Here is a 26,257-nt window from a genome sequence, read left to right as displayed (position 1 = left end):
AAATAGCGCTAATTCAAGCTTTTACTCTATCGCACAAAAAAGTTGAAACATTTTTCCAGCGCCAACATACGGCAATAAAGAAATATCCTCTTCTACAACCATTCCAACAACATTCACTTTCTCATCTACAGGTAAATCATGTGTGGCAACTTGCATCTCTCCTGCATATCTACCGTACAATTCATTATCAATTGTAATGCTACCTTTCTTTCTTACAATTGTATGCATCGGCTGTAACATCACTCTATTTCCTTCCCTTGATTCTACAGATCGAATAGCATCACGAGACGGATCTAGTCTATTTGTATGCACTTGCTCTACCACTTTTAATACTTCTTTATCAGTTATAAATGATTTGTAACGCAATGGAATAATCCCTCTACTTGCACTAGCTACTTCTTGCATACTTTCTAAACTTGCGCTTATATCTCCAATCAATACTTTATCAACACCACAATCTTGTACAAGTTCTAAGTACGCTTCAAGCGGGCGCATATTGCGATGTTTTTCTAACGTTGGTAACCCCTCATATAACGGACCACGTTTTTCCGCATCTCCTGGAATAAATGCCATCGTCTTTATTCCGCACTTCTGTAAATATTGATTTTGTTTTTGTAAGAAGGACTTTGCTAGTCCCGTCTCTGGACGTGGGTAAAAATTATGCCACGCTTCTACATTCTCTACTCTTATATGTTCTGCAAGTAACTCTTTCCAAAATGACTTTGTAATCGTACTCGCATTTAAAGCTACTTTCATCTTGTGAGATACGCGGGCGATTTCTTTTGGCGTGATGCCATAGTCCATTCTTAAACCGGTAATGCCCCAGTTCAATAACTCTTCCACATTTTCATATGTTAGCCCTAAATGGTGTAACGATTTTGGAGAAACATCAACCATTAGCTCCATTTCATGTGCAAGAGCTTTTTTCCCTAATATTTGAATTAACTCTTTATACGTATTTGGATCATCTTCTGGAATGTGCAGTGATGTAAAAATAGATGTAAACCCATTTTCCTTCGCTACTTTTAGCCACTCTTCTTGTTTCTCTACTCGTTCTTTTGAAAGATAAATGGAAACTCCGATCATATAAATCTCCCTTTCTATTAATAGAAAAAGAGAAAGGAATCCCTTTCTCTATACGTTTTCTGCCATTTCTTCTTTAAATCCGAAGAAGTACGTAAAGATAAATCCGAAAGTATATGCAATTACTAAACCTAAGAAATATAGTAAATATTTATTGTCAGCAATTAACGGAATTAAAGATAGCCCTGATACGCCAATTCCAAGTGAAGCCGTTTGCATAACTGCTTGGAAAGCACCACCGACAGCCGCTCCTAAACAAGCAGTAATAAACGGTTTCCCAAGTGGTAATGTAACCCCGTATAATAACGGCTCACCAATTCCTAAAAAGCCAACTGGCAATCCACCTTTAATTACATTTCGAAGTCGTTTGTTTTTTGTTTTCACATAAATCGCAATTGCTGCGCCTACTTGGCCAGCACCAGCCATTGCGAGTACTGGTAATAAAGGTGTTACGTGTGTTTGATTAATAAATTCCATATGAATTGGTGTTAAACCGTGATGCAATCCGACCATAACGAGAGGTAAAAATGTTCCCGCAAGTACTGCGCCAGCAAATGCTCCGCCAATATTTAAAATAGCATTAATTCCGCTCGTAATACCATCTGATAAGAAACCTGCTAATGGCTGAATGGCTAACATCGTTACGATACTTACAACTAATACAGTAATGAGTGGTGTCACGATAATATCAATTGCATTCGGCACTGCTTTTCGAACTTGTCTTTCCACTACAACCATAAGCCATGCTGCAAAAATAACTGCGAACAATCCGCCACGTCCGGGCACTAATGCTTCACCAAACAATTTTACGTTTGCCATCGCTGGGTTGAAAATTAAAATGCCAGCAATTGCCCCAAGAACCGGTGTCCCGCCGAACTCTTTCGCTGTATTCCAACCGACTAAAATTCCTAAGAATGTAAAGATACCGCCGCCAATGAGTAGTAACATTTGTAACCACGTTGCATTTGGATCAGCACCAGCGTTTTTCGCAAAGTTAGCAACCCCGTTTATAATTCCTGACGCAACAAGTCCTGGAATTAACGGAATGAAAATACTTCCTATTTTTCGTAAAAAGTTTTTCACCGGTGTATTATTTTTCTTCTTAATCTCTGATTTCATCTCTTGCCCAATATCTTCAAGGTGATGATCTGCTACCTCACCAATTCGTAGTCCTGTTAAGCCTTCCATTTCAGCTGCTACTTTATTTACTGTTCCTGGACCAACGACAACTTGAAGCGTCTCATCTTCTATAACACCCATAACGCCTTCAACTTTTTTTAAAAGGTCCATATTTACTTTACTTTCATCATGAAGCGTTAATCGTAGTCTCGTCATACAATGAGCAATACTACGAATATTTTTTATTCCTCCAAGTTGCTCCGAAATTTCCTTGGCCATTCTCTCTTCTTTCTTCATAATAGAATCCCCCTCCCTATTATTTTATAGTGCTTTCTTCACAAACCCTTTAGCGTATTTTAGTTTCTCCAGTGCTTCCCCATATTCACACTGCAACAACACCATAACAATGGCAGCTTTTACGTTACGTTCTGCCTTTTCATAATACTCTGCCGCTACTTCATAACTAGCGCCTGTTGCTTCCACAATAATTCGTTTTGACCGTTCTACTAACTTTTCATTTGTGGATTGAACATCTACCATTAAGTTTTTATATACTTTTCCTACACCAATCATCGAAGCTGTTGAAATCATATTCAACACTAATTTTTGTGCTGTACCAGCTTTTAAACGCGTTGATCCTGTTAATATTTCTGCACCTGTCTCTACTTCCACATTTAACTTTGCATATTTACTTATTTCAGCATTTTTATTACAAGAAATACTCGCTGTACTCGCTCCTACACTCTGTGCGTATTTCAAGCCGCCAATTACGTAAGGAGTTCTGCCACTTGCAGCAATTCCAATCACTGTATCTTTCTCATTTAATCCAATACTTTTTAAATCTTCTTCTGCTAACTCTTCGCGATCTTCGGCACCTTCCACCGCTTTAGTAAACGCTTTCAATCCACCTGCTATAAATCCTTGCACCATTTTATCATCCGTGCCAAATGTCGGCGGACATTCCACTGCATCTAGAATACCTAAACGACCACTCGTACCAGCACCAATGTAAATTAAACGTCCCTCTTCTTCAAAAGATTTAATAACAGTCTGTACAACCTTTTCAATTTGTTCTATCTCTTTTTCAACTGCTAACGCAACAGTTCGATCTTCTTCATTCATACTTTGCAACACTTCTTTTATGCTCATCTCATCCAAATTCATTGTTTTCTCATTACGATGTTCTGTCGATAAATTTTCTAACATATTGCCACCCTCTTTGAAATTATATTTCACACTTTTATTATAACTTTAAGAAACTAAAAATCAATTACTCTTTCTTATTTTATGAAATAAAATTTCACGACATGACATATTTTTGTCAAAGATAATAAAGTGAAACTTTAATCAGTGTGGGTTTTGTTCATCCCCACTGATTATTAGCCCGCACCAATCGGGCATTTACGGGCAGTTGATCCCCACCTAACTTTCTTTGCTTCCGCTGAATTTTGAAGTGAGGGTCTTACTGCCCGGCAAATAGGGGGATAAAAAAAGATGAGTCTCCTCATCTTTTCTTCTACTTTAACTTCCGTAACCGCAACGCTTCTTCTCGTGTCTCCATAAATTGATTCAATACTTTATTACCAATTCGATTGAAAGTAATCACATATAAAGCATCGATCATATTCAATTGCGTCATTCTCGAAGCAATACTCGCAATACGATGATCTTGTTCTACATCTGGCATACAAAGGCGAATATCCGCTTCTTTATATAACGGTGATGATTGATCTAGTTTCGTAATTCCAATAACAGTTACACCTTGTCTCTTTGCATACTGCGCCATTTCAAGCACATCTTTCGTTCGACCAGATGTTGAAATCGCAACAAATATATCGCCTTCTTTTAAATTCGTCACAAGCGGCAACATCATATGAAAATCAGATAGCATCATCGCTGTAAATCCGAGCCTTGTAAATTTATAAGCTCCGTCCATCGCCGGAGTAGCTGATCCGCCTACTCCATAAAAGATAATTTTATCGGCATTTACAATACGATCTGCAGCTTTTTCAAGTTCTTTTTTATCTATCGCCGTCACGCTCGCCTCAATTGCAGCTTTATTCACATAAGTAACTTTATTAAATAAATCATACGGTCCATCTTCTGTATTCATCACTGAAAAATCGTTAATATTATAATCAGCAATCGTTAATTCACGAACGAGTGCTATCTTAAATGCTTTAAAACTTCCGATTCCAATCGATTTACAAAAGCGAACGACACTCGCTTCACTTGCGCCTGCATTCGTTGACACTTCTTTCGTCGTTAAATTCGGTACAATCTCTGCATTCTCCATTATGTACATGGCAACCTTCTTCTCAGCTGGTGAAAATTGATCCATATTACTTTCAATTTTAAATAGTAATGTTGAAGCTTTCACTATTTAACCTCCACTTCTTACGGTTGCGTTCACTTATTTTCTCTTGCTTCAAGAAGGTAATAACCATCATCGCCAGGAGGATGAAACACATTTACAATGCGATTCCCTTTTTGATAAACAGTTCTTTCCCCTTCTGTCCACTTCTTTTCCCAACCGTTCATCCAAATCGCAACATCAGGTAAAAAAGCAGTATATTTCAGCTTCTGACCGTACTCACCATCTGCTTCTTCCGAAAAAATAGAAACCGGAAAATCTTTCACTTTTGATTCTTTCCATGCAGTAAATGGTATACATACTGCAATAAGTACGATTACACCAATAACCTTCTCCTTCGTAATCTTCACACTTCCCTCTCCTTGTCATATCACATACATAGATTTTACCATAATTACAAACCCTTCATGCTATATGATCATTGCTTTTGGGAATAAAAAAAGAGCTTACCTACATCAGATAAGCCCTTCCTCTCTATACAAAATATTTCTTCAAAAGTGGCGGTGTAATAATCGTCGTCAATATAACAACAATAACAATCGCTGTGAAATTTTCTTTCGCTAATAAATTCGCCGTAAGTCCATTTGCAGCGATGATAAGCGCTACTTCACCACGTGATACCATCCCCGCGCCAATACTAATAGAAGATTGGAGATTAAATCCTGTCAGCCTTGCTCCTAAACCTGATCCGATTAACTTTGTGAAAATCGCAATGAGAGTCATAATAATAATGAACCAAAGCTGGCTTCCAATACCTTGAAATGTAATTTCCATTCCGATACTTACGAAGAATACTGGAACAAATATTGCATAAGCAATCGGTTCAATTTTATGTTCCACTTCATGCTTATACTCTGTTTGAGAAATAGCAATTCCCGCTGCAAACGCTCCAATAATACCTGCAATTCCCATCATTTCACTGTAATAAGAAAAAGAGAAACAAATAATAAGAGCCGCGCTAATTAACGCTTCTGTTACACGAAGCGGTACAAGCATTTTCATAATCCAAGGAACGACTTTCCAAGCAATAAAAACAATACTTACAAAGAAAATAATTTTCTTTACAATGACAAGTGTTATATTCACATCTTGTGTTCCTAAAAAACTCATTACAAATGCCAATAAAATAACGACAATGACATCATCAAATACGGCAGCACCTAAAATTGTTGTACTTTCTCTCGTATTCATTTTTCCTAGATCACGTAGCGTCTGGACCGTAATACTAACCGATGTTGCGCAAAGTAATAACCCTAAAAAAATGGCATGGGACTGTATTAATCCAAACAGCAATCCTGTTACATAACCACCGATGAAAGGAAAAATAATTCCACCGGCCGCTACTGCAAACGACGATTTCAAATTCCGATTTAACTCTTCTAAATCTGTTTCAAGTCCCGCCATAAACATAAGTAACAAAACACCAATCTCACTCAGTTCATCGATCAGTTCAGAACTATTAATAATACCAAGTACAGCCGGACCGATAATAATACCGACAATTAACTTACCAAGTACAGAAGGCTGACCAAGTCTCACACTAATGTCACCAGCTAATTTCGTACAAAGTAAAATGACGACAAGTTCAAAATAAAATAACATAGCATCTGCTCCTACTTTAACTTTAATCAGTGGGGTTCTCCATCCAAGTAGATTATTAACCCCCGTCCATTTCTGCAAGTAGTTTCCCCTATTGATCCGCATTTTATTTGTCATATTTTTATTTGACAAAATATTCTGAATTATATTAAGATTAATCCAGCAATTTTAAAAAAAACTACATACCATAACTGCACCTCCACTTCCTTACTTACTCTTTTTTAATGGGCTCATACTATAGTCGCAGTTATGGAAATAAAAAAATGGGGGGAGAGTCCAAAGTGAAGTCATTATTACGAAAAAAAGCGCTTAGTACTGAATCACCAAAGCAGCTAGATAGAACATTAACTGCACTCGATTTAACATTTTTAGGAATCGGCGCCGTAATTGGGACAGGGATCTTTGTATTAACAGGTATTGTTGCAGCAAAACATTCTGGTCCTGGTATTATGCTATCATTCCTTATTGCTGCATTTACTTGTGCTTGTGTAGCCTTTTGTTATGCTGAATTTGCTTCTTCTATTCCTGTCTCAGGAAGTGTGTATACTTACGCATACATGACAGTCGGAGAAGTTGTCGCCTTCATCGTCGGATGGTGTTTAATGCTCGAATATTTACTTGCCGTTGCAGCAGTAGCTGTCGGTTGGTCTGGTTATTTGCAATCTTTACTACAAGGGTTCAATATACACCTGCCCGCCATAATCGCCTCAGCCCCCGGCGTAGGAAAAGGTGGTCTCATCGATTTACCAGCTGTTTGTATTTTACTCATCATTACTGCCCTTTTAAGTTTTGGTATACGCGAAAGCGCACGCATTAATAATATTATGGTTCTTATCAAGTTAGCCGTTATTATCGCTTTTATCGTAGCAGGCGCAAAATATGTAAAACCTGAAAACTGGACACCGTTCATTCCATTCGGATACGACGGTATTATTACTGGCGCTGCCACTGTGTTTTTCGCCTTTTTAGGTTTTGATGCAATCGCAACCGCTGCGGAAGAAACGAAAAAACCACAGCGTGATTTACCAATTGGTATTATTGGTTCCCTTCTTATTTGTACTATTTTATATATGATTGTATCTTTCGTTTTAACAGGTATGGTTCCTTATACACAATTAGACGTTTCTGATCCAGTTGCATTTGCATTGCACTTCGTTGGTGAAGATGCAATTGCAGGACTACTCGCTGTTGGAGCGATGACTGGAATGACGACCGTCCTCCTAGTCGTGATGTATGGACAAGTTCGCGTTTCATATGCGATGAGCCGTGACGGTCTACTTCCAAAAGCGTTAGCACGTGTAAATAAAAGAGTAAAAATCCCTTTATTAAATACATGGATTACTGGCGTCATTGCCGCTTTATTAGCAGGCCTTTTAGACTTACATTTGCTAGCGAATTTAGTAAATATCGGTACATTAACAGCCTTTACATTCGTTTGCTGCGCTGTACTTATTTTACGAAAAACACATCCTGACTTAAAACGTGGATTCCGTACACCTTTCGTACCTGTACTACCAGTTGTCGCGATTCTTTGCTGCTTATATTTAATGATCAATTTGTCTAAAACAACATGGATTAGCTTTGCAGTTTGGCTTATAGTCGGCTTATGCTTCTATTTCTTCTACTCTAGGAAACATAGTCATTTAGCTAACGAAAAAACAGATGATGAACAGAAAAAAGCATAACAAAATAGCTCGCCGATAAAACGGCGAGCTATCTTTCTGTACTATTATATTTTTTCGTTAACGATTGTAAAATGAAAAATATGCCGATGCAAGCTGTAAACCATGCCCAATTTCCTATTGGTGTCGAATATTTGACCATTCCAATACCCACAAGCACTAAGAAAATAATCACCTGATATATGAGCTTCCACTTTTGCATATATTCCCTCCTTTACTTCGTCCCCTTCTTTTTCTTCTTCCAGGCATTCAAACTATCAAAGAAGAAGTTAATAAATAACGTTCCTAATCCTGCTAATAAAAACGTCATTAAGAATAAAACCCAAATACTTTTATCTTTTAATAAATAATATCCTACAAGGAGCACAACCGCGATCCATACATATTCAAGAATTCTTTTTAGCTTTTTCTGTTCCAAATTATTCGCTCCTTCTTTCTATGCTACTTTTAGTATAACAAAAAAGAAGCCTATCATGATAAGCTTCTTTTCTTCTCTCTTATTTGTTCATACTTTTTTCAACGAGTGAAATCGCATATTCCATCGTACGATTCATCGTTTCTACTTGTGTATCTTTTACTTTCGCATCTTTTAACACAGATTCTGCCACTGTAATTTTTTGGCTCAATGATTTCATTGAACCGTCCGTTACATTTGCAGCTTGCGCTTTTTTCACTACTGCTTTTGCAGATTCAATATTAATTTGTAATTTTTCTTTCGGTGTTTTCGGTTGTTCTACTACTTTAGATTGTACAAATGTTACATTAGCTGTTTTTAATTCGTTATACGTTTGAACGATTTGCTCTCCCGTACTCCCTACATTTTCAAATGCTTGCTTTGCTATGTTAAAGCTTTTCTCTAATTCTTGAAATGCTTCTTTTGAATATTGACCTGGCTTGTCACCAAACTCATACGTACCAGCTAACACTTCTTTTACTTTTCCAAGCTCTTCAAATAGCGCATTTACTTGCTCTAACTTCGTACGGTTAGAAAACTCATTGTACGCTGCTAATACTTCTGAAGAACTTAACGCTTTACTATATAATTTCGCAAGCGCGATTTGTCCATTTAACGGAATACCACCATTTCCGTTACTATCAGGATCCGCTCCAAATGCAAATGGTACGTTCGGGTTATAAACTTTTCCTTGAGCTGACTGACTATTTACTTTTTTACCATCTACGTAAATTGCCACTTCGCTTCCATTATATGTTCCTGTTAAATGATACGTTTTGTTCGCTTCCAATTGAGCGCCAACACGTTTGTAGCTACCGCCAATGTGAGCCCATAATTCAACATATCCACTTCCTGTAGACTCAAAACCAATTCCGCCGCTCTCTGTATTTTGCAAAATACCTTGCCCGCGAATTTCATTCATTGAAAACACAGTTTCTAACGTAAACGTATTTGCTATTTTCTCTTTTTGTGCTGCTGAAAATGGAAGATATCCAAATGTATTTGCTTTTCCGTTTAACTTCATAGCATTCTTTTTCAATGCTTTATCATATTCAATAGTCACATTACCCTTCAATTCACCTTTTGTACCAAATGGTGAATTGTCTTTAAATGTACCATCTGCAAAGTTTACATCAAAAACATCCGCTTTTGGTACTTTCACATTCGGGTCAATATTATCTTTTTTTGTAGTAATTTCTGCTGTTAACGGCTGCGCGGTTTCATTGCCAAATGAATCAATCGCAACTACTTCAAGTGTATATGTTTTCCCACCCTCTAACCCAGCAAGCGTAAACGTAAGATCTTTTGGTACTGGATCACGATAAAACTCTGAGAATGCTAATAACTTGTTTTTAATCTCTCCCGTTTGTTTATCCTTCGCTTGTACGCGATACGAATGAACGAGAAGGTTGTCCAATGCTTGTGGGAATGTTACTGTTGCTGCATTTTCTGTTACATTTGATACTGATAACTTCGCATCTGTCGAAAAAGATGGTTTTTCTTTATCACGATCTTCTACATGTGTAAAAGTTTCTTTCTTTGCTGGTAATTTAATTTTCCAAGGCTCACCTGTCCAAGAATTTGTATGGAAATCACGACGATTAATCGTTACTTCTTTATCGTCTACTTCTACTAATAAACCTTGGCTTAATGCACGCGATTCTAAAGGAATATTCCCTTGCACTTTACCGCCCTCTACCTCCATATAGCTTACAGAAGACGTACCAACAGATGTAAAGTCTTTTTGATGAATCGACCTTGGATCATCTAATGGATAATGTGAATGACCTGAAAACGTAATGACTTGTGGGTATTCTTTTAATACTGCATTAATTTTTGCACTATCCTTCGTTCCCCATTCTTGGCTACCGTACACTGTATCTTTAATATGTTGATGTAAAAATACGAAAATCGGTTTTTCTGGGTCATCTTTTTGTGCCTTTGCCATCTCTTCTTTTAACCAATTAATTTGTTTATCTGAATAATATCCATGTGTTGTCCCATTTTCTGGCGACATAACAAGGAAGTGATACCCTTTCACCACTTTATGATAATAAATTGATTCCATACCTGTTTTTTCTAAGAAACGCTTCTGCGCTCCCTCTACGGATAAACCGTTCCAATAATCATGGTTACCTAGAGAATTCATTCGTACCGCATCTTTATTTGCATTGTCATTATACACTTGCATGAAACGATCATATTGCTGCACAGACCCTGAATCAGTAAAATCTCCTACAATAACAAAAGCATCTTGCTTTGGTGCAAGCGTATTGAACTGTTCAATCGCTCTTTTCCAGCGAAACATATCATCTGTTCCACTATTTTTAATATGAACATCACTTACAACGGGGAAAACTATTTTCTTCTCACTTGGTGCCTTTTCTTGCTTTTTCTCTTCCGCTTTGACTGATGTACTCCACGGAAATGATACAAATGCTAATACAAAAACCATTAATAATCCAATAAGGCCTTTTACTTTTCTTAAAGCATTTCTGTCCACGTGAATCCTCCTCATAATAATTGATTCATTACAAGGGCTATTTTATCTAATACATGTTAATGTCGTTTAAATAACAAATGAACTTTATTAGATTTTTGTAAATATACAGTTAATTAGAAATTAAGTCCAACATTACTTGTACTATTGTATACAACCACCTTTTGTCTAAAAGAGTCTGATCATTCTTTTCCTATGACTATTCACATATAATCTTTTCTATAACACCAATGATAAGTTAAGGTTTAAGCCTATTAGACAATCTTAATTTTTAATATTTCCTTCTTTTTTTAACACATCGGCCATACTTTTACATTTAATAGTAGTAAAAGACAACTTAAAAGGAGGGGTTGTATTGAAGAATAAAAAAAATATTGGCTGTTTCGCTCCTTTATCTATTATTTGTCCAGACCCTTGTCCACCGTCCCCTCCTCCAAATCCAAATTGCGAGCGAGTAAAAAATGAATTTGCAGGGAATTTCCTCATAACTAATAACACCATCCCCTCTGCCAAAGATGCATCACAATCAATGATACTATGGCAAAGTGATGGGATACTACTTATATCAGGTACTGTCTCGGTTTACAATAGTACTAGCAGCACCGAAGCAATTACAATTCAAATCATTGGAACAGTAACCAATATTTTCACTGTGTTTCCTGGTAATACAATATCGTACACAGGAAAAGACCTACAGTCGATCAATATTATCAATATAACAAGTAATCTTTCACTATATTTAGAAGGCAAGTACTGTTGCGAATTTACATGTTGCTTATAGAATACCAATTTCATTATTTCCTTAATATAAAAAGCATACCGTTCACGGTATGCTTTTTATGAGATTGGATAACGTACTGTAATACAAAACTCTCCTTGATTAACAGTCGTTCCTGTCGTAGTAATTCGGACAGTAGTAAAATATCGGACAGTGAAAGTACCACTACTTTGTGGTTGTACAGTAATTGTATCAACTACTGTTGCACCTACTAAAAAATCAACTGTAATCGGGTTGGCACCTACATCATACTTCACGTAACCTGAACCATATACTTCTTGCGTGATATTATTTGTATATACAATTTGAGTACCAGCACCTGTAATAGACCAGTCTGTACATACTTGATCTTGCACAAGTGTTTTATTAGAACAACAAGACAAACTGGAACTTCTCATTCCCATTTCGATCCTCTCCTATTCTGCTATGAAAGTGGATAACGTGTTGTAATACAAAATTCTCCCTGATACGTTCCAGCAGGTGTTGCAGGTAACACAACTTGTATAATATCAAAACGACGATACGTAAACCCGATACTCGTTCCTGGATTTAATGTTTGTGTATCTATTACAGTACCAGCAGAATCAAGCGCCTCTACAGTAATTGGGCCTGGTCCAACATCATATTTAACAAAACCAGTACCAACTACATTTTGATTAATATTATTTGTATAGAGAACATTATCAATTGCTGTTGCAACTACAGTAGCAGACCACGGACTACACACTTTATCTTGCACATAATTTTTATCTGGACAACAAGTTAATGCTGACCCTGAGCACTCACAAGACATAGTTGTTTCCCCTCTCTCTTTTATATTCCCTATATGTGTATGTCCCTCAGAGTCTTTTGCCTGTACTATTCATCTATTTTCAAAAAATATTCAAATGACTAAATAGATTCCGTTTTATTTCTTTTCTTCATATATTTATAGACAAAGATACTAGCAACGATAAGAATAACGCCTCCTAATATTGGTAGCATATATTGCCCAACAACATCCGCTGCCTTCTCCCAATGCGGACCTAATTTCATTCCAAAATAAACATACAAAGTCGTTAACGGAAACATTGCTATAAATGTATATATGCTAAATTTCCATATATTCATTTTCGCCATACCACATGGGACAGAAATAAGCGTTCGAACCCCTGGCACAAAGCGTCCAACAAATGCTACAACCGGTCCATATTTCTCAAAGAAATCATCCGCTTTTTGAATTTGTTCTTCTTTAATAAAGAAGTATTTCCCGTATTTTATTAATAGAGGACGACCGCCGTAATAACCGAGGGCATATAACGTTAAAGGTCCTGTCGTTCCGCCCAGTGTTCCAGCTAATACAGCGAGCCAAAAATTCATATCTCCCTCGTACACCCAATACCCAACCATGGGCAAAACTACTTCTGCTGGAATAAATTCAAACGTTAATGCTAACACAACTCCAAAATAAGAAAACTGCTTTAAAAACTCGATTATATCTAAAATCATTTGCTCCATATTTTTAACTCCTATCCTACGTTTACGTTATGCTTTTCTTGTAATTGAACTGGCGCCATTTTTACAATTCGGTTCAAAATAAATAACACAATTCCAATATCATCTAAAATACCGATAAACGGTAAAAAGTCTGGAATTAAATCAAGCGGCATCGCTACATAACCAACTAAAAAAGCGATAGATAAAATTTTCTTCTTTATTGAAACCTCTTTTGAAGTGAAAAAGTCAAATAGGAATGGAACAAATCGGCGAACATGAAATACAACTCTTAATCTACTAATAAGTTTTTTCATTTTTATTTCTCCTCTCTTTGTATACGAAAAGGACCCTACCAAATATGGTAAGGGTCCTCAAAAAGACAATAAGGGGCCTTTACCATTGCTGGTAAAGGTCTCACTAACAACGAAACGTTGCCAATAAAGCCGAGGGTTTCTCCCTGTAATGACGACTTTACTGTAATAAGTTACTCCCCTTTATACACAATTTTATACAATCACATTAAAATATTTCAGAGAGCTTGTCAATATATTTTATATCCCAATCCCTTCCGTAAAAAACAAAAAACGTATAGGAAATTTCTTACTATCTCATAATATACATAACCATTTTTGAACGAAAGGAGATGTTTCATTTGCATACCGTCTGGAAAGGTGCACTTTCACTTGGACTATTAAATATAGGAATTAAACTATACAGTGCCGTAGAAGAAAACGATATAAAATTTTTAAGTCTCCATAAAGAATGCTTAACACCTATTAAATATAAAAAATTTGCTCCTGATTGTACGGATGAAGAAATTGATGATACAGATATTGTAAAAGCCTATGAATATGCACCTCATAAATACATTATTATGGATGAAAAAGAATTAGCTGAGTTGCAAAAAGCTCACGAACCACGATCCATTCGGATTATATCTTTTGTCCAAAATAACGAAATCGATTCTGTTCTTTATGACCGTTCTTATTTTATAGGTCCTACCCCAGGACATGAAAAATCCTATTTATTATTAAAAGAAGCTCTTGAACGTACAAATAAACTTGGGCTTATTCATATTTCTATTAGAAAAAAACAACATTTAGCTATTATCCGTAACTTTGAAGATGGGCTAATGTTACAAACCATCCACTACCCTAATGAAATTCGCGAAATAACAAATACACCTAACTTACCAAGTAACGAAAATTATCCTATACAAAAACAAGAACTCACCGCAGCAATTAATTTAATCCACCATCTTACAAATCCTTTTGAACAAGAAATGTATACAGATGAATATAAAGAAGCCCTTACCGAATTAATCGAGAATAAAATTGAACAACAGGAAAAAACTGAAACAATCTCTCCAGCTCCGAACATCATTAATATTATGGAGACATTACAGGCAAGCATTGAACAAGCAAAAATAAAAAGAGACAATAAAACAGACAAAGAGGCCAAATAAAATTGGCCTCTTTTTCTTTAAAGCGGATTACATTTTGGCATTTCAAGTCCAGACGATTGAGCTAGTTTTAATAAGTAGTAACATTCCTCTCTTGCCATATGATCTGCCATTCTAGCTGATAATACACTTAATACTTCATTCGATAACTCGAGCTCTTCCACTTCATGTAAAAAATGCGAAAATAATTTCAATTCAAGTGAAACATCTTTCGTAAACTTCTTTAATGCTGGAAAATGATGAAGCTCCGTTCGTAAATATCCAGTCATCTCAACTGCCTTTAAGTAAAATTGTTCAAAATGCTTCGTAAATTCTTCGCTTTTCTCTTTCAATTTTTTTTCAACAAGATCTAGCCCACCAGAAATAGAACCTGCATGACCAGCCGCATCTGTTAACCAAACGAGATGATAATGTAATTCATGAAAAACAGGCGGAACTTCCCCTTTCTTCAAAAACTCTAAAACCGTTATATACTCTTCCACTTCGTTTACCATATGATTAATAAAAGTTGGCGTAAAATGAATAGTAATTTTCCCTTCCAGCTGTTTCTGTATAGTATCTAATTTAAACGCCCGAATCTCCTTAGCGGCTTGTTCTGCCTCTTTGGAGAATACCATCAGATTCACATTGCGAACTTTATTTAACAGATTCGTAAATGTTTCAACAAAGTAAGTAGCTTTCTTTATATCCTCTTTTTCCTTCGGAGCTAATGCATCCAGTAAAAATTGTGCATGATCAGTAAGTACCTTTAGCCAAAATTGATGCTCAAACAACGCACTTTCTTCATAACTTCTCTCCACTAAATCCCCTCCGTTTATTCATCCTTCTCTATCACTTGAAGTTTATATCCATCTGGGTCTTGTACTACAATACTCTTCTCACTTTTGTTTTCTATATATAAAATTTCATAAAACGTTAGCTTCTTTTTTAACTTCTCTATGTTAGAAATTGAAAATGTTATAACCTCGCATAAATTCGTAACACTCTTTTCTCTTCCTCCTAACATGCGATTCATAACAAAACTAATTCTCGTTGAATCGATATCATACCAAACCCCTGTAACATCTAATTGCGGCCTCAATGAACTAGGTGTTATTCCTAAAATCCCTTCGTAAAAATACAGAGTTTCCTTTAAGTTCTTTACTTCTAACACGATTAAATTCTTTACATTCTCCACATTCATTCCCCCTGTACTTATTACTTTTTTATATGTGTCATAAATGCTCATTATGTCTGAATACAATACGTAGTGATGAAGATATAGGGAGGTTTATTAATGGATAAATACATGAAATCATATGTGCCATATCATAGCCCTCAAGATCCTTGCCCTCCTATTGGGAAAAAATATTACTCTACCCCTCCTAATTTATATTTAGGTTTTCAACCGCCAAATTTACCACAATTCTCACCGAAAGAAGCACTACAAAAAGGAACTTTATGGCCTGTTTTTTATGATTATTACGAAAATCCTTATAAAAAAGGGCGGTGACTACTGACGTGAATCAACCACTACCAGAAGAGTATTATCGACTTTTAGAGAATCTCCAAGAATTAGACTTTGTATTAGTTGAACTAACTCTTTACTTAGACACCCACCCAGACGATACAGCAGCTATTAACCAATTTAATGATTTTTCCTATAAACGAAGAGTATTAAAACAACAGATGGAAGAAAAATATGGACCGCTTCAACAGTATGGAAATAGCTATTCTAATGCCCCTTGGGAATGGAGTAAAGGTCCTTGGCCATGGCAAATATAAAGGAGAGAAACTATGTGGATTTATGAAAAAAAATTACAATACCCTGTTAAAGTAGGAACTTGTAATCCAGCACTTGCAAAATTATTAATTGAGCAATACGGTGGTGCAGATGGAGAATTAGCTGCTGCACTACGTTACTTAAACCAGCGTTATACCATTCCTGATAAAGTCATTGGCCTCCTTACCGATATTGGTACAGAAGAATTTGCGCATCTTGAAATGATTGCTACGATGGTTTATAAGCTGACAAAAGATGCGACTCCTGAACAGATGAAGGCAGCTGGTCTCGACCCTCATTACGTCGATCATGACAGCGCACTTCATTACCATAACGCAGCTGGTGTTCCATTTACTGCAACCTATATACAAGCTAAAGGTGATCCAATTGCCGACCTATACGAAGATATTGCAGCTGAAGAAAAAGCGCGTGCCACATATCAGTGGCTTATCAACCAATCTGACGATCCCGACATAAATGACAGCTTACGCTTTTTACGCGAACGAGAAATTGTCCATTCCCAACGCTTCCGAGAAGCCGTTGAAATTTTAAAAGAAGAACGCGATAGAAAAATATATTTTTAATACACGTATCCTAGCGATATGTGTTTTTTTCACGTTAAAAGTTAAATCCTTCCTATTAAACATACAAATAGTATATTTATTCGATTTAATGCATTATTTTTTAATTTTTTCAAAATTCCCTATTGCTTTCTAGTCATCAGACCTTTAAAATAATAACAGTTACTCGACAAATTATTTGAATTTTCGACAAAAATACTCATTAGGAGGATTTTCTTTATATGCGTACAACTTTGAAACCAGCGCAAATACTTTCGATTAGTTTATTACTATTCGCAGTTTTCTTCGGTGCTGGTAATATGATTTTCCCACCCCTTCTTGGTCTTTCTTCCGGAGAAAATATGTGGGTTTCCATTACAGGATTTATTATTACAGACGTAGGTTTATCTTTACTTGCTATCGTTGCTGTTGCCCTTGCTGGTGGTAGTTTTAACACTTTAGCGAGCCGTGTTCATCCAAAATTCGCAGCAGTATTCGCTATCATTATTTATTTTTCAATCGGCCCACTATTTGTTATTCCACGAACTGGATCTGTATCTTATGAAATTGGGATTGTACCACTTTTCCCAGATCAATGGTATTCTATGTTAGTTTTTAGTGCGATTTTCTTTACAGTCGTTTACTTCTTATCATTAAATCCATCCAAGCTAGTAGATCATATCGGTAAAATATTAACACCAATTTTACTTGTAATTATTGCAATTATGGCAACAAAAGCGATTCTTTCACCAGGAACGTTTGCAGAGCCTATCGGTGACTATAAAGACATCCCGTTTTTCAAAGGATTTCTTGAAGGATTTTTAACGTTAGATGCAATTGGCGCTCTCGTTCTATCAACAATTGTTGTAAATGCAATTCGTCAAAACGGTATACAAGAGAAGAAATCTATCGCAAAATATACAATCATTTGCGGAAGCATCGCTGCTCTATTCTTAACAATTGTTTACTTCTTACTCGGTTATATCGGAGCTTCAAACGGAAACTTAGGGCAATTCGAAAACGGTGGTCAACTATTAGCTACTGTTATGTATCAATTCTTTGGGACAAGCGGTAATATTTTATTAAGTATCGCCATTATCTTCGCTTGTTTAACAACGGCAATTGGTGTTGTAAGTGCATTTGCAAATTACTTCACAACAGTGCTAACAAATGTTTCATACAAAAAGCTTGTACTATACGTTTGTATCTTTAGCTTCGTTATTTCAAACTTAGGATTAAGCTTATTAATTAAAATCACACTACCTGTATTAATTATTTTGTACCCAATTACAATCATTTTAATTTTCGTATCATTTATCGATAAATATACGAAACGTAAACATTCTGTCTACATCGGAGCGATGATCGCAGCATTTATTATTAGCTGTATTCATGCACTTGATAATGTGGGAATGATACCAAGTTTTATCGCTAATATCGTACACACGATTCCTTTTTATAACTTAGGAATCGGCTGGATCGTTCCAGCAATCATCGGTGGTATAATTGGATACTTTATTCCGCAAACAGAAGCTGAAGGCGAAGTTTCTACAAAATAAAGAAAAGAAGCAAGCATGAAATACATGCTTGCTTCTTTTCTTTATTTTCACATCGTATGCTTAAAAGTAAATAACTCTTCTTTCGACTGCACAACAGATTGTTCCTCTTCTACAACATCCTTCTTTAGCTCTCCTCCTAACCTTACCTTCAACATCGCCTCTTCTATACTTTTTACAATCATATTTCCTGAAAAAATAGTAAGCCCGAAAAATGTAATTGGGACGAGAGGAATCCATGGATGCACTGTTAATGATCTAAAGTATACTCCAATTAAACCTGACCATTCATGCGTATAAGATTCCACCTCTTTTATAGGTCCACCAAACGTAACAGTCCCACCAAAGAACACTTCAAGTAATCCTAAGTGCAGTAAAATAGTAAGAGTCTGCGTAAACTGCTGAAGAAATACGAGTATAAATGGCATATAGAGATGCGGAAAAATATGTTTTATAACAATATGTCTTCTCGATCCACCTAATATGCGCGCGGCATCAACAAATTCTTCCGTTCGCAATTTACGAACTTCCTTCGCAACATACAGTGCAATAACTGGCATTACAAGCAGTACAAGTAATACCACTTGAAACGAAGCCCTTTCAAAAAAGGTTGTTGTCTCCTCTCCGCTTCCAAATGCATTTGCAGATTGAAGAAAAAAATACGCAATCATAACTGTCGGAATAACTGTAAAACTATCAAAGAAAGCCTCAATTTTTGAAAATCCTCTTTTTATATACGTTCCGAGTACGACACCGAAAAACACACCTATTACCATTCTAAGTGCCGCAATTAAAATAGATATACCAATCGTCCACTTCGCGCCCTCAATGACTAAATGTAACAGGTCATACCCTTTCCGGTCTGTCCCGAGTAAAAATTGTAATGAAGGTGGAAACGGTGGCACTTGTGGATTTTCATCCGCATCATATTGCAATGTGACTTGTCTAATATGTCCATCATTCCATAACGTATTTCCGATGCTCAAAAGAACTAATAAGAGAAGAAACCCAATGCTTATCCAAAATCTTTTATCACGTTTTATATACGTCCACATATTATAATCTCTCCTTCATCGCAGCCGGAATGAGATAATGAAACAATTTAAATAAAATAAAAATCGGAATATATATAAGAAGCACACTAACGATGAAAACCTCAACTCTAATACCGAAATACGATTTCAAAAACATAAAAATACCACCCGTATTAAAAATCCATTCTATAATATATAAATTAGATAACATAAAAAAGATGTTCGTTTTCGCAAAGAATAATGTACTAAGCAACACATTTCGTAAAATATGACGATTTAAAATATGAAAGCGCCCCAGCCCTTTCGCCTTAGCAAATAGTACATAATCTTTTTCTAGTTCATTTTCAAAACGAAGCACGACCATTTTTACAAACATAATCGTAGTCGGGATGCTCAAACAAAGTATCGGCAACCCCCTAATCGACTCGCCTCCAATTGAAGCAATTTGAAAAGGTAAAAAACCTGTTTGTTTAAAAAACCATACAACTAAAATTTGTGATACTAAAATAAGAAGGATATCTGGAATGGATTCTAGGAAGATGAGAAATGATTTAATTCGATGTTGTATACGCGGTGAACTACTCATAATTACATAAACAATACAAAATGCTACAAATAATGAAATAAAAAAAGCAGCTAAAAAAATAATAATCGTTTCTTTATAATGGACGAACAGCTGCGGAAATAAAAATTTACCTCTCACATATTGCAAATTGGAAATATCCATTAAGTTCACAAACACTTCTTTTAAACTCTGTATGTACTTTGATACATCCAGCTTAAATCCATAAAACAATTTCGGCAGAGCCCCTAACATAATAATCCCCAAAATCGAAATAAGAAATTGAATCGTCACTTCCATTCCATTTAGAAAAACTTTTTTGACCACGTTTTCCCTTCTCTCTATATATAATTTACCCCTTAATTCTATTCTTAATTTTCTGAATTGTAAATATTTTAAAGACGAAAAATCACTAGGCTATGATCCTAGTGATTCTTTATGCGTATGCCCTTCTCTTTTCGCAAACGGCATATATAAAATGAAACATCCAATAAGCGCTGCAAGCTCTAATGAAATAATATAGTAAGGATGCGGTCCTAACATATCGAGTAATGAAGCAGTCTCTGGCTTATGAGCTAAAAACATATAATTACCGCCTGTTTTGTAATTTACAAACGAAACAAGCGGAATTAATATGTTTAAAAATATCATCGTACGCTTAATAGATTGCAAGGTCGGTCTATAGCCTTCCACCCAAGTCATAAAGAGTGGTGCCCAAATGAGCAATACATGCGCGATAAAATATTCAATGAAACGAAAATGCGGAAAAGCATATTGCAAATTTGGTGTTAAAATGGCTTGTGATGCACCAATAATTCCCGTAAAAAATACAATCTCATATATACGGTAACTTTTCGTTACAATCATAATCGATGCTAACAACAAACTAATCGTACATAACTCGAATGGTAATGAAGTGGCTAGCTCAAAAATCCCTGCTTTCCACTCCCACATATGCAGTCCAATTTCACTCCCTATAAATAGAAATGCAATCGCATATCGAACCGTTATATTCCACTCATTTTGACGTAATACATCTTGGTATTGATATAGGAAAAATATCCCCACCAACATAATAAATAATATAATGGCATGTTGCCTTGAATAGGGAATAAACGGTTTTAATGGATGCGCGCTAAAATAAGCTTCCATCTTCCTTCCTCCTTTCCTCCATACAATATTATTGTAAGAAAGAAACGACGAGTCAATTCATTTGCTTACACTAGGACAACCTCTACCTTACATTTACATATTCATACCTTACAAAACTGTAAGGTTATTGTAAGCTAAAACGATTTGTCAGATTCTTTACCTCTTCTATACTTAATGTAGATACTAAAACGAACGAAAAGGTGATAAATAGATGAAGAAGAAAAATAAAGTGTTAATTACTAGTGTAGTAGCAATCGGAATTGCAGCTGGATCATACTTTGCATTTGCTGGTGGCGGTTCAGAAGTAGCAATGGCATATAGCGGATATAAAGTAACTGAAAAACAAATCCAAAACGCGCAAAAATTTGGTGGCGAAGTTATTCCAAATGGAATTGAAACTATTTCATTCGATCCAACAAAAGGAACATATGAATTAGCTGTTAAAAAAGGCGATGAAGTGAAAAAGGGTCAGCTTCTATTTAAATACAATGATCCGACTGCGAAACAAGGTATAACAGAAGCAGAAATGCAAAAGAAAATCGCACAAAAAGAAGTAACATTGTTCCAAAAACAAATTGATGCAGCGAAACAAAAATTACAAAAAGATAAAAATGCAGGCCTTCCTGCTGAAGCATTAAAAGCATCAGAAGTTGAAGTTGGGCAATTAGAATCACAACTTGAAATGAAAAAGTTTGAAGTTGAAAAAGCTGATGAAATGATTAAAGCAGCAAAAGAGAAAGTAAACACTCTTTCTGTAACAAGTCCTGCTGATGGCGTAATTGATGATATCGTAAAAACTGCTGACGAAAAAACAGGTATGAGCGGAATTACTCTTCGTCACGCTGGTCAATTTAAAGTAAAAGGTCAACTTTCTGAATATGAGCTTGCTAGTATGAAAGTTGGGCAAGAAGTAACTGTTTCATCAAAAACTGTCGCTGGTAAGACTTGGACAGGAAAAGTAACAGAAATCGGTTCTACACCTTTAAAGAGCATGGATGAAAATAAAACTGTTTCTAACTATCAATTCACTGTCACATTAGATAATAGTGACGAACTACAAAACGGCTTCCACGTTTACGTAACAAGTAAATCTGGCGAAGCAACTGGTACAATTGTTCCGAAAAGCAGTATCGTGAAAAAAGGTGATAAAAATGTTGTCTTCGTTGTAAAAGACGGTAAAGCGAAAGAACAAGCAGTTACTGTTGAATTCGAAACTGATAGCGAAGCAAAAGTTTCTGGAGTGAAAAAAGGCGAGGAAATTATCTCTAAACCTGAAAAAGACTTAAAAGATGGTATGGAGGTTGTCGCCCAGTGATTAACTTAAAAGGCATCACGAAATCCTTCCAAAATGGTACAGAATCCGTTCAAATATTACATGGAATTGACGTAACACTGAACCAAGGAGAATTCACTTCTATTATGGGACCTTCTGGTTCTGGTAAATCAACATTAATGAACATTATCGGTTGCTTAGATAAACCAACGACAGGTACGTACGAGCTGGCTGGACAAAACATTTCAAATATGTCTGAAACAGAACTTGCACATGTCCGTAATAAAGAAATCGGATTCGTATTCCAAAACTTTATGTTATTACCGAGACTTACAGCAATGCAAAATGTTGAATTGCCTCTTATTTATGCAGGTGTTGATAAAAAAGAGCGACGTGAACGCTCACTAGCAGCTTTAACAAAAGTAGGTTTAGCTGATCGTGCTACTCACTTACCGAACGAATTATCAGGTGGACAAAAACAGCGTGTCGCAGTTGCACGTGCAATCGTAAATAATCCAAAGTTCATTTTAGCCGATGAACCGACGGGAGCACTTGATACGAAAACGAGTACACAAATTATGGACCTCTTTTACGAATTAAACAAACAAGGCTCAACAATCATTATGATTACCCACGATCGTGAAATTGGAGAAGCTGCAGCACGTCAAATTGTAATTCGTGACGGAAATATCGTCCAAGATTGGAGAGGTTAATTTTGAACACGAGTGAAAATATACGCATGGCCCTTTCCTCTATCTTTGCTCATAAAATGCGTTCTATCTTAACGATGTTAGGTATTATTATCGGTATTAGCGCTATCATTACTATCATTTCAATGGGTGATGGTACAAACGCAAAGTTTAAAAAAGAATTAGGCCAAGGAAAAGATAATGAAATAACGATTTACTACGATAACTCTGACTATGGAACAGATATTGCCAAAATTACAGCTGATATGCTAAAACGTCTTCAAACTGTTCCAGGCGTTAAGGATGTGTATCCAGATGTACGTATGAAAGTAAAAGCAGCTTCTGGTTCAAAAGATGTCTCGCTTGATTTAATAGGTGGAACAGGCGACTTCATGACAGATTCGAAAATAAAATTAGTTCACGGTCGCGAATTAAACGACAGCGAATTAACACAAGCAATTCCTGCTGTTATATTAAATGAAGAAGCTTTCAATAAATTATTTAATGGTTGGGAATCAAATTTATACACTGATATAAAAGGAAAGCCGTATAAGGTAGTCGGTGTGTACGAAACGAAAAATGAATTCGGAATGGCTATGGCTGAAGGGTATACGTCACTTGAAAATGTCCCTGTCATTTCAGGAGTAACTGAGTATGACTCTGTAAAATTAACAATGACCTCCCCAACAGAGCGTAAAAGTGTAGAAAAACAAGCCGTTTCTGTTTTAAACGAAATGAAATCTCCTAAATTTGAAAATAAATTCAAAGCACAGGACTTAGGTGAATTTACGAAGCAATTAGACGAATCTATCGGTATGATGAAAATGGTATTCGGTGGTATTGCTGCTATCTCCTTACTTGTTGGTGGTATCGGTGTAATGAACATCATGCTTGTATCTGTAACAGAACGTACACGTGAAATTGGTATTCGTAAAGCACTTGGTGCAACGCGTGGTAAAGTATTAACACAATTCTTAATTGAATCTTGTATTTTAACAGGACTAGGTGGTTTCATCGGATTCATGCTCGGCATCTTCTTCGCTTGGATCGTCTCCATCTTTGCCGGATGGCCACTCGTTGTCTCAAAAGAACTTGGACTTCTTGCAGTAGGTATCTCTATGTTAATTGGTATTATATTCGGTCTACTACCAGCTAACAAAGCTGCAAAACTGGATCCAATTGAATGTTTACGATATGAATAAAAAACGTAGGAGTTTACACTCCTGCGTTTTTTATTCATCTACTAAATTGAGTTTCTTCTATTATATATGTTTCACGTTACAACTATCATTCTAATACTCTTCATTATTTATAGGTACTAAGGCTATTATCTAATTCTATTATTGCAAAAATACTATGTAACAGACGAAAATCAAGGCGTAATTTTTTCCATACTTCGACTGATTTTGTAACAATTATATCGATATTTTATTAAATTTCACCTCATTTATATATTTTCACGCCTAAAAAGATTATCTTTTCATAACTAAATTTCCATTCAAACAGTAAAATACGCTACTTTTGTAATACCATAGATATCATCAAGAAATATCACTGTAACATTATTAACGTTACAGTAATTGAAATGCTACTCATTTTGTGTTTCATATGCCCTAATACGCCAAAAAAACAACAAGGAAGCGCTATCAGGATATTTATGGAATTGTTACAGAATATTAATGCCCCGTTACGAAAGCTTTGTAATTTTATGTTTTTCGCAAATAAGAAAATAATGGTTGCTATAATGAGGTCAACGAAAACAAATGCAATGGAGGCTATTATGAAAAAATTTATGGGTATAGCAACAGCAGCGGTTTTTGGTCTTGGGATTTTCACAACATCTGCTAAAGCAGAAACAATCGTAACGACTGACGTACTAAACGTACGAGAAAACCCAACTACTGAATCAAAAGTTGTAGGAAAATTATTAGATGGATATAAAGTAAATGTTTTACATACAGAAAATGGTTGGTCAAAAGTTCAATTGAATAGCGGTAAAGAAGCTTTCATAAGCGCTGACTATACAAAAGACACTTACTACGTAACAGCAAACGTATTAAACGTACGTGCTGGAGCAAACACAGACTCAGAGATTCTTGGTAAGTTGAAAAAAGATGATGTAATTGAAACAACACACCAAGTACAAAATGATTGGATTCAATTTGAATATAACGGAAAAACAGCTTATGTTCATGTTCCTTACTTAACAGGTAAAGCACCAGTTAAAGTTCAACCAGTAGCTAAAGTTGAAAAAACAACTAAAGTTCAAGATACAGCTAAAGTTCGTGAAGCAGTTAAAGCTCAGGAAGTAGCTGAAACTCAAGCAAAAGCTAAAGCAGTAGAAGCAACTAAAGCTCGTGAAGCGGCAGAAGCTCAAGCAGAAGCTAAGGCTCAAGAAGCAGCTAAAGCTCAGGCAGCAGCTGAAGCTCAAGCAGAAGCTAAAGCTCAAGAAGCAGCTAAAGCTCGTGAAGCAGCTAAAGCTCAAGAAGCAGCTGAAGCTCAAGCAGCGGCTAAAGCTCAAGAGGCAGCTAAAGCTCGTGAAGCAGCTAAAGCTCAAGAAGCAGCTGAAGCTCGTGAGGCAGCTAAAGCTCAAGAGGCAACTAAAGCTCGTGAAGCAGCTAAAGCTCAAAAACCTGCTACACAACAACCTGTTGCAAAAGAAACTGAAACAAGTGCACCATCATCTTCTCGTGAACTACGCGTTGTAGCAACTGCTTACACAGCAGATCCACTTGAAAATGGTTATAAAGCAGGCGACCAAGTAAAATCAGCTTTAGGTCACAACTTAACAGCTAATCCAAACATGAAACTTATTGCAGTTGACCCAAGTGTCATTCCATTAGGTTCAAAAGTATGGGTTGAAGGTTACGGAGTAGCAATCGCTGGTGATACTGGTGGAGCTATTAAAGGAAATAAAATCGATGTTTTAATGCCAGATAAAGGCACATCTAGTAACTGGGGACGTAAAACAGTTACAGTTAAAGTATTAAACTAGTTACCATATAAAAAAGAGTCAGTCTTATTATTGAGGCTGGTATTATCCCCTATAGGTAGACAGTAAAAAAAGAGTCCATCTGATATGATGGACTCAATACTGTTTTATCTGGAGGGGATTTTTTTATGGCAAGAAAAGGACAATCAT

30 protein-coding genes are annotated in these 26,257 nt (G+C 36.1%); 11 read left to right on the top strand and 19 right to left on the bottom strand.

All coding sequences use genetic code 11. From position 1 onward, the window contains the following. Nucleotides 1–21: 21 nt before the first annotated feature. The 6 genes from MR143_RS17760 to MR143_RS17735 all read right to left on the bottom strand — a co-directional run bounded on the left by MR143_RS17760 (nucleotide 22) and on the right by MR143_RS17735 (nucleotide 6,256). Nucleotides 22–1,086, bottom strand: a complete 1,065-nt coding sequence (locus MR143_RS17760) for a DUF871 domain-containing protein (protein WP_000580620.1) — start codon at nucleotides 1,084–1,086, stop codon at nucleotides 22–24. 48 nt (nucleotides 1,087–1,134) lie between these two features. Continuing rightward, nucleotides 1,135–2,499, bottom strand: coding sequence for a PTS transporter subunit EIIC (locus tag MR143_RS17755; protein ID WP_000711292.1), 1,365 nt, complete (start codon nucleotides 2,497–2,499; stop codon nucleotides 1,135–1,137). A gap of 24 nt (nucleotides 2,500–2,523) precedes the next feature. Continuing rightward, complete coding sequence (gene murQ / locus MR143_RS17750) at nucleotides 2,524–3,408, bottom strand: N-acetylmuramic acid 6-phosphate etherase (RefSeq protein WP_000892345.1); 885 nt, start codon at nucleotides 3,406–3,408, stop codon at nucleotides 2,524–2,526. Nucleotides 3,409–3,718: 310 nt separating this feature from the next. Continuing rightward, nucleotides 3,719–4,582, bottom strand: a complete 864-nt coding sequence (locus tag MR143_RS17745; RefSeq protein ID WP_000648166.1) for a MurR/RpiR family transcriptional regulator — start codon at nucleotides 4,580–4,582, stop codon at nucleotides 3,719–3,721. A 29-nt stretch (nucleotides 4,583–4,611) separates the two neighbouring features. Next, nucleotides 4,612–4,926 (bottom strand): hypothetical protein, encoded by a 315-nt coding sequence (locus MR143_RS17740; protein WP_000704958.1) that lies wholly within the window; start codon nucleotides 4,924–4,926, stop codon nucleotides 4,612–4,614. A gap of 124 nt (nucleotides 4,927–5,050) precedes the next feature. Beyond that, entirely contained in the window at nucleotides 5,051–6,256 is a 1,206-nt protein-coding gene (locus MR143_RS17735) for a cation:proton antiporter (protein ID WP_001174890.1), read from the bottom strand. A 200-nt stretch (nucleotides 6,257–6,456) separates the two neighbouring features. Here MR143_RS17735 and MR143_RS17730 point away from each other — a divergent pair, with 200 nt between their 5' ends. Next, nucleotides 6,457–7,860: a branched-chain amino acid transporter BcaP gene (locus tag MR143_RS17730; protein WP_000838709.1), complete on the top strand. Its 1,404-nt coding sequence runs from the start codon at nucleotides 6,457–6,459 to the stop codon at nucleotides 7,858–7,860. A gap of 28 nt (nucleotides 7,861–7,888) precedes the next feature. Here the strand turns inward: MR143_RS17730 and MR143_RS17725 are convergent, their stop codons facing one another. From MR143_RS17725 to MR143_RS33230, 4 genes are all read right to left on the bottom strand, one after another. After that, a complete protein-coding gene (locus MR143_RS17725; RefSeq protein WP_001174854.1) occupies nucleotides 7,889–8,059 on the bottom strand; it encodes a hypothetical protein in 171 nt (56 codons plus the stop codon). 12 nt (nucleotides 8,060–8,071) lie between these two features. After that, nucleotides 8,072–8,275, bottom strand: coding sequence for a hypothetical protein (locus MR143_RS17720; RefSeq protein ID WP_000435800.1), 204 nt, complete (start codon nucleotides 8,273–8,275; stop codon nucleotides 8,072–8,074). A gap of 79 nt (nucleotides 8,276–8,354) precedes the next feature. Further along, complete coding sequence (locus MR143_RS17715; RefSeq protein ID WP_000375662.1) at nucleotides 8,355–10,814, bottom strand: LamG-like jellyroll fold domain-containing protein; 2,460 nt, start codon at nucleotides 10,812–10,814, stop codon at nucleotides 8,355–8,357. Nucleotides 10,815–11,075: 261 nt separating this feature from the next. Further along, a complete protein-coding gene (locus tag MR143_RS33230) occupies nucleotides 11,076–11,324 on the bottom strand; it encodes a hypothetical protein (RefSeq protein ID WP_003300113.1) in 249 nt (82 codons plus the stop codon). On the opposite strand from MR143_RS33230, the gene MR143_RS17705 reads away from it, so the two are divergent. Further along, nucleotides 11,209–11,592: an S-Ena type endospore appendage gene (locus MR143_RS17705; RefSeq protein ID WP_231122449.1), complete on the top strand. Its 384-nt coding sequence runs from the start codon at nucleotides 11,209–11,211 to the stop codon at nucleotides 11,590–11,592. The genes MR143_RS33230 and MR143_RS17705 overlap by 116 nt on opposite strands. Nucleotides 11,593–11,648: 56 nt before the next feature. Here MR143_RS17705 and MR143_RS17700 read toward each other — a convergent pair whose 3' ends face one another. The 4 genes from MR143_RS17700 to MR143_RS17685 form a co-directional block, all read right to left on the bottom strand. Then, a complete protein-coding gene (locus MR143_RS17700) occupies nucleotides 11,649–11,993 on the bottom strand; it encodes a DUF3992 domain-containing protein (RefSeq protein WP_000525819.1) in 345 nt (114 codons plus the stop codon). A 20-nt stretch (nucleotides 11,994–12,013) separates the two neighbouring features. Then, nucleotides 12,014–12,382, bottom strand: coding sequence for a DUF3992 domain-containing protein (locus MR143_RS17695; protein WP_001277541.1), 369 nt, complete (start codon nucleotides 12,380–12,382; stop codon nucleotides 12,014–12,016). Between the two features lie 98 nt (nucleotides 12,383–12,480). Next, nucleotides 12,481–13,086: a DedA family protein gene (locus tag MR143_RS17690; RefSeq protein ID WP_000437063.1), complete on the bottom strand. Its 606-nt coding sequence runs from the start codon at nucleotides 13,084–13,086 to the stop codon at nucleotides 12,481–12,483. Nucleotides 13,087–13,097: 11 nt separating this feature from the next. Then, entirely contained in the window at nucleotides 13,098–13,379 is a 282-nt protein-coding gene (locus MR143_RS17685) for a YkvA family protein (RefSeq protein ID WP_000733844.1), read from the bottom strand. Between the two features lie 338 nt (nucleotides 13,380–13,717). On the opposite strand from MR143_RS17685, the gene ku reads away from it, so the two are divergent. Then, complete coding sequence (gene ku, locus MR143_RS17680) at nucleotides 13,718–14,530, top strand: non-homologous end joining protein Ku (RefSeq protein WP_000557753.1); 813 nt, start codon at nucleotides 13,718–13,720, stop codon at nucleotides 14,528–14,530. A gap of 17 nt (nucleotides 14,531–14,547) precedes the next feature. Here ku and MR143_RS17675 read toward each other — a convergent pair whose 3' ends face one another. Further along, nucleotides 14,548–15,327 (bottom strand): DUF2935 domain-containing protein, encoded by a 780-nt coding sequence (locus MR143_RS17675; protein WP_000442439.1) that lies wholly within the window; start codon nucleotides 15,325–15,327, stop codon nucleotides 14,548–14,550. Nucleotides 15,328–15,341: 14 nt separating this feature from the next. Then, the gene (locus tag MR143_RS17670; RefSeq protein WP_165498028.1) at nucleotides 15,342–15,770 is read right to left on the bottom strand and encodes a VOC family protein; all 429 of its coding nucleotides are present in this window, start codon (nucleotides 15,768–15,770) and stop codon (nucleotides 15,342–15,344) included. Nucleotides 15,771–15,803: 33 nt separating this feature from the next. On the opposite strand from MR143_RS17670, the gene MR143_RS17665 reads away from it, so the two are divergent. From MR143_RS17665 to brnQ2, 4 genes are all read left to right on the top strand, one after another. Next, a complete protein-coding gene (locus tag MR143_RS17665) occupies nucleotides 15,804–16,019 on the top strand; it encodes a spore coat associated protein CotJA (protein WP_000362188.1) in 216 nt (71 codons plus the stop codon). Nucleotides 16,020–16,027: 8 nt separating this feature from the next. Next, nucleotides 16,028–16,291, top strand: coding sequence for a spore coat protein CotJB (gene cotJB / locus MR143_RS17660; protein WP_001075543.1), 264 nt, complete (start codon nucleotides 16,028–16,030; stop codon nucleotides 16,289–16,291). A 12-nt stretch (nucleotides 16,292–16,303) separates the two neighbouring features. Continuing rightward, nucleotides 16,304–16,873 (top strand): spore coat protein CotJC, encoded by a 570-nt coding sequence (gene cotJC / locus MR143_RS17655; RefSeq protein WP_000265278.1) that lies wholly within the window; start codon nucleotides 16,304–16,306, stop codon nucleotides 16,871–16,873. A gap of 218 nt (nucleotides 16,874–17,091) precedes the next feature. Continuing rightward, nucleotides 17,092–18,408: a branched-chain amino acid transport system II carrier protein BrnQ2 gene (gene brnQ2, locus MR143_RS17650; RefSeq protein WP_242280876.1), complete on the top strand. Its 1,317-nt coding sequence runs from the start codon at nucleotides 17,092–17,094 to the stop codon at nucleotides 18,406–18,408. Nucleotides 18,409–18,455: 47 nt separating this feature from the next. Here the strand turns inward: brnQ2 and MR143_RS17645 are convergent, their stop codons facing one another. From MR143_RS17645 to MR143_RS17635, 3 genes are all read right to left on the bottom strand, one after another. Further along, on the bottom strand, nucleotides 18,456–19,460 hold the full coding sequence (locus MR143_RS17645; protein WP_000269953.1) for an ABC transporter permease: 1,005 nt from the start codon (nucleotides 19,458–19,460) through the stop codon (nucleotides 18,456–18,458). 1 nt (nucleotide 19,461) lies between these two features. Continuing rightward, nucleotides 19,462–20,328 carry an ABC transporter permease subunit gene (locus MR143_RS17640; protein WP_000239699.1) on the bottom strand — a complete coding sequence of 289 codons (867 nt, stop codon included), beginning with the start codon at nucleotides 20,326–20,328 and terminating at the stop codon, nucleotides 19,462–19,464. 90 nt (nucleotides 20,329–20,418) lie between these two features. Then, a complete protein-coding gene (locus MR143_RS17635) occupies nucleotides 20,419–21,153 on the bottom strand; it encodes a YwaF family protein (RefSeq protein WP_000388683.1) in 735 nt (244 codons plus the stop codon). Nucleotides 21,154–21,364: 211 nt separating this feature from the next. Here MR143_RS17635 and MR143_RS17630 point away from each other — a divergent pair, with 211 nt between their 5' ends. The 4 genes from MR143_RS17630 (at nucleotide 21,365) to entC (ending at nucleotide 26,110) form a co-directional block, all read left to right on the top strand. Further along, the gene (locus tag MR143_RS17630) at nucleotides 21,365–22,468 is read left to right on the top strand and encodes an efflux RND transporter periplasmic adaptor subunit (protein ID WP_000728827.1); all 1,104 of its coding nucleotides are present in this window, start codon (nucleotides 21,365–21,367) and stop codon (nucleotides 22,466–22,468) included. Beyond that, nucleotides 22,465–23,139, top strand: coding sequence for an ABC transporter ATP-binding protein (locus tag MR143_RS17625; protein WP_000609108.1), 675 nt, complete (start codon nucleotides 22,465–22,467; stop codon nucleotides 23,137–23,139). The genes MR143_RS17630 and MR143_RS17625 overlap by 4 nt, the downstream gene beginning before the upstream one ends. Nucleotides 23,140–23,165: 26 nt before the next feature. Next, on the top strand, nucleotides 23,166–24,317 hold the full coding sequence (locus tag MR143_RS17620) for an ABC transporter permease (RefSeq protein ID WP_003300097.1): 1,152 nt from the start codon (nucleotides 23,166–23,168) through the stop codon (nucleotides 24,315–24,317). A gap of 455 nt (nucleotides 24,318–24,772) precedes the next feature. After that, complete coding sequence (entC, locus tag MR143_RS17615; protein ID WP_242280875.1) at nucleotides 24,773–26,110, top strand: cell wall-binding protein EntC; 1,338 nt, start codon at nucleotides 24,773–24,775, stop codon at nucleotides 26,108–26,110. Nucleotides 26,111–26,257: the final 147 nt, after the last annotated feature.

This window comes from Bacillus cereus group sp. BfR-BA-01347 (assembly GCF_022663835.1).
Lineage (GTDB): Bacteria > Bacillota > Bacilli > Bacillales > Bacillaceae_G > Bacillus_A > Bacillus_A thuringiensis_K.
Note: the sequence above shows the minus strand (reverse complement) of the source record. Positions and strands in the feature narration are given on the sequence as shown.